Source organism: Bacillus sp. CR71, from assembly GCF_003429245.1.
GTDB classification, from domain to species: domain Bacteria; phylum Bacillota; class Bacilli; order Bacillales; family Bacillaceae_G; genus Bacillus_A; species Bacillus_A thuringiensis_S.
The window spans coordinates 5,407,467-5,415,531 of sequence record NZ_CP031748.1 but is presented as its reverse complement, the minus strand read 5'-3'; the positions used below and the strand labels follow the sequence as shown (position 1 = coordinate 5,415,531).

Below are 8,065 nucleotides of genomic sequence, written 5' to 3'. Positions count from 1 at the left end.
CCTCCTGTTCTGAGCAAGTCACCTCCGCTTTTAATTAATATCCAGCTCCAGCGGCTAGAATCTCCGGTCATTTCGCTCTCTCGCTCGAAGCAAAAAGCGCTTCAAGGTCGAGAGCTTGAAGTGTCCTGCGATTCTGAACGAGCCGAATCCGCTTTTAATCATTACACAGCCTTCTGTTTTTCTTCTACATCCTGTCCATCCCAGCACTCTGTATTCTGTAAACCAGGGATAGAGCTTGCAACGAAAACTGGATCTTTTCCTTGTTTCTTTTGCTTCAAATAGTCTACTAATGCAGCGTAAGCAAATTTGCTAAGGAATGAGATGGCAATTAAGTTTGTGAATACCATTAGTCCCATGAATAAATCAGCTAAACTCCAAACTGTTTTAAGAGCAGCGATTGATCCGAAGAATACCATTCCGACAACTGCAACACGATAAATCATTAACCATGTTTTGCTTTCTTTAATGAATGCAATATTTGTTTCACCATAATAGTAGTTTCCTAGTAGAGAACTGAAAGCGAATAGGAAAATAATAATCGCTAAGAAAGTGCTTGCCCACGGTCCGATTTGTGAACTTAAAGCGTTTTGTGTTAATTCGATACCTTCTAAATTTGATCCTTTGTAAAGTCCAGAACATAATACGATAAATGCTGTTGATGTACATACTAAGAATGTATCTACGAAAACACCTAATGCTTGAACAAGTCCTTGTTTTACAGGGTGAGATACATCTGATGTTGCTGCTGCGTTAGGAGAGCTACCCATACCTGCTTCTGTCGCGAATAAACCGCGCTGAATTCCGAACTTGATTGCTGCTCCAATACCACCAGCGATGGCTTGGTCTAAACCGAATGCACCGTTAAAGATTTCCATGAAAATGCTTGGTAACATATTGAAGTTGTTAATAACGACAAAAATAGCCACGCCGATATAAACGATTGCCATTGGCGGAACAATCATTTCTGTAATACGTGAAATGCTCTTAATACCACCAAAAATAATGACTGCAACTAATAAGGCTAATAGAGCTCCTACGATTGTTCGCTCTAGTCCAAAAGCATTTTCAAACGCTATTGTTACTGTATTCGCTTGTACTGAATTGAAAATTAATCCGTACGCAACTGTAATAAGAAGTGAGAACCAAACACCCATCCAGCGTTTGTTTAATCCTTTTTCCATGTAATATGCCGGCCCACCACGGAACCTGCTACCATCTTTTACTTTATAAATTTGAGCGAGCGTACATTCTACGAAACTAGTAGCTGCTCCGATAATTGCGATAAACCACATCCAAAATATTGCGCCAGGTCCACCCATTGAAATTGCTAGTGCTACACCGGCTAAGTTCCCGATACCGATACGTGCTGCTGCACTTAAGCAAAATGCTTGGAATGGAGAGATGCTATCTTTCTTTTTTTCTTTTCGATTAAACCCTTTACTAATTAAGCTGACCATCTCACTGAAATGAGTAATTTGGACAAATTTTAATTTAAAAGAGAAGTAAAGACCGAAGCCGATTAGCATTGCAATAAGAATATATGACCATAAAATATTATTCGTTACCTCAAGGAATCTGCTAAAGATATCAACCATATAATACACTTCCTTTTTTTCGTAATAAGAAAATTATATGCAAAAAATATACGAGAATCAATTTTTCTAAAAAATTATGTTACTTAAATCAATTTTGTGTTATGATTATGTTACATCGTAATATTTTTAGAATTATTTACATTTTAAAAAACTAAATTTAAAGCGAGAAAGTGGGGATAATTTGAAAGAAGATTCTTTATTGAAAGTAAGCCTTGAGAGTTTGAAAATGAGAAGTAATATATTTTTTATCATTACATCTTTAAGTATCTTTTTAGGGGCAACTTATTATTACAATAAAAGATTTCCAAATCACAAATATCCTGAGTGGTTAGAATTTCTAAAGTTGATTGGATGAATAAAAGACAGAAAAACAGAAAATTAAAATAAATAAGTTATGGAGGAGCTAAAAATGAATATTAGAGAAAGTGAACTTCCGGGTATTGGTTATAAGTTTCAAATCGTTACGAAAGGTAACGAAAAGATGGTAATTGTCATTCATGATGATGGGCGTAGAGAAATGTATCATTTTGATTCAGACCATGAAGAAAGCATCTCAAGTATTTCACTACGTGACTCAGAGGCAAGGCAAATCGCAGCAATATTAGGTGGAATGGTATATAAGCCTAGGGCGTTAGAAAATGTTGAGATGGTTTTTGAAGGTTTAGCGATTGAGTGGTTCAAAGTGGAGAATACAGCTCCAGCAATCGGAAAAACAATTGGCGATCTTGAAATAAGAAAAACATATAGCGTAACGATAATCGCAGTTATGAAGAAGAACATGAAGAAGCTATTTAATCCAGGGCCAGAAACAGTAATTGAAGAAGGAGATATGCTTGTAGTTTCAGGTGAGAGAGAAGAAATTAAAAAAATCATTAATGAATTACTTTCAAATAGGGGGGACTGACTAGATGGATACGTTAATTTTTGAAGTTGGTACAGCTTTAGTTTTAGTGGCAATTGCAGCGGTAATTGCTGGAAAATTTAAATTCTCAGTAATTCCTTTTCTAATTGTTCTCGGAATGTTAGTAGGACCGCATGCACCGACAATAGGTGTTATCGATCTCAAATTTATTGAAAGTGCAAGTGTAATTTCCTTCCTTGGACGGATTGGGGTTCTATTCCTTCTATTCTATCTAGGATTAGAATTTTCAATGAAAAAACTAATTAAATCTGGACGCTCTATTGCGATTGGCGGAACGATTTATATTTTAATTAACTTTTCACTTGGTTTGTTATACGGATTTATAATGGGATTCCCATTACTAGAAATCTTAATTATTGCGGGTATTATTACGATTTCTTCTAGCGCTATCGTTGCTAAAGTGTTAGTGGACTTAAGAAGAACTGGTAATAATGAAACCGAATTAATTTTAGGAATTATTATGTTTGAAGATATATTCCTTGCTGTATATTTATCAGTTGTTTCTGGTTTAGTACTAGGAGATCACGCTTCCTTCTTAGGCGCCCTTACTTCAATTGGAATTGCTTTAGGATATATGCTTCTATTCTTTATAGTAGCTAGAAAGGCTACGCCGTTATTAAATAAATTGCTCAATATTAGCTCAGATGAAATCTTTATTATTGTAGTATTTGCTTCGTTATTCTTCATTGCTGGTTTTTCAGAAACAATTCACGTTGCAGAAGCGATTGGGGCACTTCTTCTAGGATTAGTTTTCTCTGAGACAGAGCATAGTGATCGAATTGAACATCTTGTTGTTCCATTTAGAGACTTTTTCGGAGCTATTTTCTTCTTCAGCTTCGGGTTAAGTATTGATCCGTTCTCATTAGGAGGAGCGATATGGTTAACGTTAGGTGCTGTCCTTCTTACAATAATCGGCAACTTTGTAGCAGGAATGATTGCAGGAAGACAAGCAGGGTTATCTCATAAAGCATCAACAAATATCGGATTAACAATCGTTTCACGAGGAGAGTTCTCCATCATTATGGCTAATATCGGTATCGCCGGTGGTTTAATGTCAGTACTGAAACCCTTCTCAGCACTATACGTGCTTATACTATCCATTTTAGGCCCACTTCTGACAAAGGAGTCGAAGAATGTATATAAATTCTTAAATAAAATCTTTAAGTGGGATACGAAGACTAACTAAATTTTAAAAAATAAAGTACAAGATATTTCCTGCTTGTACTTTTATTTTTGTAATGAAAACAGTAAAGAGAGGTAAATGATGTTAGGAGAGTTGATTCATTCGGTTTTAGTTTTTTTAGAAGGACTTGGTTATTGGGGAATTATGCTTGGATTAATGCTAGAGGTTATTCCAAGTGAAATCGTATTGTCTTATGCAGGTTATTTAGTATCAACAGGAAGCATTACATTTTGGGGCGCTGTCGCGTTTGGTACAATTGGTGGTGTAATTGCACAACTATTCATTTATTGGATCGGTCGATACGGAGGAAGACCTGTTCTTGAGTGATATGGAAAATATATTTTAATTCAGAAGAAACATATTGATTATGCTGAAGATTGGTTTAATCGTTACGGAACTGGCGTTATCTTTACCGCACGTTTTATTCCGGTTGTGCGTCATGCTATTTCGATACCGGCGGGTATTGCAAAAATGTCACATGCTAAGTTTATTACGCTAACTACATTAGCTGTTATTCCGTGGTCAATTGTGTTTGTATATTTAGGGTTTAAATTAGGAACAGAGTGGGAAAGCATTAATAAAGTTGCGGGGCCATATGTGAAATACTTTGCACTTGCTGCTATTGTTTGTGCAATTGGTTATTTTGTATTAAAAAAAGTGATGAAAAAAAAGTGATTACGGAAAAGGAATCTATGTCGACATAGGTTCTTTTTTTATTGGCATTTTTTCAAGGATGAAAGAATACGTTTAATATTTACCATATTGTGGCATACATATAGAAAAAGGGTGCTTGGAAAGGGGAATAAAGAGAAATGGAACTCCAGTTTCAAAATGTATATCAACAGGTAGAGAATTGGTATGTGTTGGATTCGGAGCTTCATTGGGATGTCAAAAAGCTGAGAGAGGATTTGTTCTCTCTTATTGAAGCATGTAAAACGCCCGTTATTTTTTGTGATACGTGTGATGCAAACGATGTGCTTCTATCATTAGGGGAAGAGGAAGAAGAATTCCTATTCCCAGTAGGTGGTTTTTATCATAAAGAAAGACAATTAATTTTTGTTTGTATGTGGGAAGAGTATGAGCAGGTGCTCAAAACACTACTGCATGAGTTTCGTCATGCGATGCAGCATAAGAGAGAAGTATTGTATGTTGGAAGTGAAGTGTACGAAGATAGATGGATTGAAAAAGATGCGAGGAAGTTCGCGGAGAGGAAATTGGATGAATATAAGAATAGAAAGTTAATGTAAAGCATAGTGGAGAAATAGCGCTGTGCTTTCTTTATACTTATTAAAAATAAGTATTTGACTTTTATAAAGTTTAGTTCTAAACTAATGATATGAAACGAGCGAGGTGATGAAATGAAAACAGAAGATAGACTCGGATTACTATTATGGTTTCGTTTATCACGCTTTTATAATAAGAGTATTCGTGAGACGAATCAGCATTTGAAAGAATGGAATGTATCTGCCGCTCAGTTTGATGTACTAGCTCAAGTTGGAGGGCATAATCGTCTAACGCAGCAAGAGCTTGGAAATAAGCTATTTGTTACGAAGGGAAATATCACGCAGCTTTTAAATAAAATGGAGCAGCTAGAGTGGATTCGTCGTGAACAAGAAGGTACTACAAAATATATTTCGTTAACAGAAAAGGGAAAAGTTTTATATGAAGAAATCGTCCCGCCTCAAGAAACATTCCAAGCGGAGCAGTTTCAAAAATTAAATGTAGAAGAACAACATCAATTATTACAATTACTAAAAAAATTACAGTGAGAAAAAATTTTAAAATAAATCTCGAATTCGATATAGTATGAGGTGAAGGATATGTTTAGAAAAGTTGATCATAAAAATATGGGCAGAGCAAATCATGGTTGGTTAAATACACATTTTCATTTTTCTTTTGCCAATTACTATAATCCAAATAACATGAACTTCGGAGCGTTACGTGTTATTAATGATGATCTAGTAGCGGCACAAACTGGTTTTGATATGCATCCGCATCGTGATATGGAAATCATTTCGTACGTTGTAGATGGTGCTTTAACACATGAGGATAGCATGGGGAACCGCGGAACAATTGAGCGAGGACATGTTCAATATATGAGTGCTGGCACAGGTGTATTTCATAGCGAGCATAATTTAGGAAATGAAACACTACGTTTATTACAAATTTGGATTTTACCAGATCGTGCGGATCATAAACCAAACTATGGTGAGTTTAAATTTGATTGGAGCGAGCGTGAAAACGAATGGTTCCATATGGTATCTCCAGTAGAAGGAGAGGCACCAATTCAAATTCACCAAGATGCAAATTTATATTCTTTATCGTTAGATGCCGGAAAAGAAATTCATTTTCCTGTGCGAGAAGGCCGTCAATTGTATCTTGTTCAAATTGAAGGAAGCAGTGTAATAAATGGTGAAACGTTTGTTATGCGTGATGCAGCAGAATCTGTAGAAGAAGATACTCACATTCAAGCGAAAGAGCAATCACACTATTTAGCAATTGAATTGAAAAAACAATAAAAGGCTTGTAGAAAAGAGGACATCTGATAGGATGTCCTCTTTTTTGATTGGAATTATCTGAAAAATGTTTCTCAAATTTTCGGTAGAGGTATCGGCTGTAAAAATCAGAATTTTATAAAAGTGTCAAAAATCTTTATGGGAATGGGGAATGTTATAGTGAAAAAGCAAGTCATTTCATCAGCATTAGCGTTAACTGTTATCGCCGGGGGATTTGGAGCGTTTGGGGCAACGACAACGAAAGCGGAAGAACAAAAAATTCAATATCATCAAGAATTTAAAACACCTGCATACATAGGTGAAGAATGGAAAGCACCGGAAGGACTAGATAAAAAAGAGACGGTCTTTCAATACTTAGAGAGTAAGAAAGATATGTTTAAATTAGCAGGAAATATTGAAAAGCATTTTAATATCGTTGGAGAAGAAAAAGACGCTGAATCTGACACGACACATGTGAAGCTAGTTGAGAAACATAATAACATTCCTGTGTACGGTTCTGATCAAACTGTTACACTTGATAAAGAGAATAATGTAAAAGCATTCTTCGGACAAGTTATTCCGAATTTAGATGATAAAAATATCCCTGCATCTGCAAGCATTAGTGCGGAACAAGCAGAAACAATTGCAAAGGCAGATATTGAGAAAGAAATTGGTAAAGTAAAGAATTATGATGGTGTGAAAAAAGATTTATTTGTATATGAAAAGGACGGTAATTACTACCTTGCATACTTAGTTAAGGCATCGATTTCAAAACCAGCTCCAGGGTATTGGCATTATTTTGTTGATGCAACAAATGGAAATGTTATTGAGAAATATAATGCTGTAGATCACGTTACAGGGTTTGGCTACGGAGTATTAGGTGCTAGACAATCATTTGAAATTGCCCAAGATGAAAAAACGGGAGTATTCAACTTATTTGACGGTAAACGAGGACAAGGTATTCACACATTTGATGCAGAAAATATGGATGAAAACTTGTTTAATTTATTCTCACAATGGCTTGGATATACAGGCGAAGAAGTTGAAAGTAAATCTAAGTTCTTCGAAGATAAAGCTGCAGTTGATGCGCATGTAAATGCAGGAAAAGTATATGATTACTACAAAAAAACATTTAATCGTAACTCTTTCGATGATAAAGGTGCGAAGCTTATTTCAACTGTTCACGTAGGAGAGAGCTGGAATAACGCAGCTTGGAACGGTGTGCAAATGATGTATGGTGATGGCGATGGAAAAACATTCATTCCATTATCTGCTGGACTTGATGTTATCGGTCACGAATTAACGCATGCTGTAACTGAACATACAGCAAACCTTGTTTATAAAAATGAGTCAGGGGCGTTAAATGAATCGTTATCCGATATTATGGGTGTTATGGTTGAGAAGAAGAGCTGGGATTTAGGTGCTGACATTTATACACCTGGTAAACCAGGCGATGCACTTCGTTCACTAAAAGATCCAGCGTCTATTCCAAACCCATTAAAACCAGGTGAAGGTTACCCAGATCACTATAGTAAACGTTATACTGGAACAGCTGATAATGGTGGCGTTCATATTAACAGTAGTATTAATAATAAAGCTGCTTATTTAGTATCTGAAGGCGGAGATCATTACGACGTGAAAGTAGCTGGAGTGGGCCGTGAAGCGACAGAAAAAATTTACTACCGCGCTCTTACGAAATATTTAACTGCAAACTCTGACTTCAAAATGATGCGTCAAGCTGCTCTTCAATCAGCCGAAGATTTATACGGTAAAGATTCTAAAGCTGTACAAGCTGTAACGAAAGCTTATGATGCAGTAGGCGTAAAATAATAGGAAAAAAACCTGACTAGAATGTCAGGTTTTTTTCTTT

The 8,065-nt window shown here is 35.9% G+C and carries 7 protein-coding genes and 1 pseudogene; 7 read left to right on the top strand and 1 reads right to left on the bottom strand.

The features are described from left to right. Positions 1–161: 161 nt before the first annotated feature. Entirely contained in the window at positions 162–1,595 is a 1,434-nt protein-coding gene (locus DOS87_RS27500) for an alanine/glycine:cation symporter family protein (RefSeq protein ID WP_000227587.1), read from the bottom strand. A gap of 409 nt (positions 1,596–2,004) precedes the next feature. On the opposite strand from DOS87_RS27500, the gene DOS87_RS27495 reads away from it, so the two are divergent. The 7 genes and pseudogenes from DOS87_RS27495 to nprB all read left to right on the top strand — a co-directional run bounded on the left by DOS87_RS27495 (position 2,005) and on the right by nprB (position 8,025). Further along, a complete protein-coding gene (locus DOS87_RS27495) occupies positions 2,005–2,499 on the top strand; it encodes a cation:proton antiporter regulatory subunit (protein WP_001026075.1) in 495 nt (164 codons plus the stop codon). Positions 2,500–2,503: 4 nt separating this feature from the next. After that, positions 2,504–3,703 carry a cation:proton antiporter gene (locus DOS87_RS27490; RefSeq protein ID WP_000380223.1) on the top strand — a complete coding sequence of 400 codons (1,200 nt, stop codon included), beginning with the start codon at positions 2,504–2,506 and terminating at the stop codon, positions 3,701–3,703. A 78-nt stretch (positions 3,704–3,781) separates the two neighbouring features. Further along, positions 3,782–4,375 (top strand): annotated as a pseudogene (locus DOS87_RS27485) (DedA family protein). A 137-nt stretch (positions 4,376–4,512) separates the two neighbouring features. Continuing rightward, entirely contained in the window at positions 4,513–4,947 is a 435-nt protein-coding gene (locus DOS87_RS27480; protein ID WP_000422792.1) for a DUF3920 family protein, read from the top strand. A gap of 111 nt (positions 4,948–5,058) precedes the next feature. Continuing rightward, entirely contained in the window at positions 5,059–5,469 is a 411-nt protein-coding gene (locus DOS87_RS27475) for a MarR family winged helix-turn-helix transcriptional regulator (RefSeq protein ID WP_000845462.1), read from the top strand. Between the two features lie 51 nt (positions 5,470–5,520). Beyond that, a complete protein-coding gene (locus tag DOS87_RS27470) occupies positions 5,521–6,219 on the top strand; it encodes a pirin family protein (protein WP_000488932.1) in 699 nt (232 codons plus the stop codon). Positions 6,220–6,375: 156 nt separating this feature from the next. Continuing rightward, positions 6,376–8,025 carry a neutral protease NprB gene (gene nprB / locus DOS87_RS27465; RefSeq protein ID WP_000745125.1) on the top strand — a complete coding sequence of 550 codons (1,650 nt, stop codon included), beginning with the start codon at positions 6,376–6,378 and terminating at the stop codon, positions 8,023–8,025. Positions 8,026–8,065: the final 40 nt, after the last annotated feature.